Below are 277 nucleotides of genomic sequence, written 5' to 3'. Positions count from 1 at the left end.
GTCGTCGCCCGCGTGTGGGACCTGCTGCAGCAGGTGCGCAGCCAGGCCGTCCAGCTGGCCGCCCTGGCCCGCACCGACCCGCTGACCGGTGCCGCCAACCGCCGCACCTGGGACCACGAGCTCTCCCGCGCCTGCGCCGACGCGCGCCGGGACGGCACCGGGTTCGTCGTGGCCCTGCTGGACCTGGACCGCTTCAAGGCCTACAACGACACCCGCGGGCACCAGGCCGGCGACGAGCTGCTCAAGGCCGCCACCGCCGCCTGGAGCGACTCCCTGG

1 protein-coding gene is annotated in these 277 nt (G+C 75.8%); it reads left to right on the top strand.

All coding sequences use genetic code 11. The features are described 5' to 3' along the window. Positions 1-277: GGDEF domain-containing protein (locus MN205_RS00045; protein ID WP_242123072.1), on the top strand; the 277-nt coding region annotated here is incomplete at both ends.

This window comes from Kineococcus sp. TRM81007, from assembly GCF_022669155.1.
Classification (GTDB): Bacteria; Actinomycetota; Actinomycetes; order Actinomycetales; family Kineococcaceae; genus Kineococcus.
The sequence above is the reverse complement of the archived record's forward strand: the minus strand, read 5'-3'. Positions and strand labels throughout refer to the sequence as shown.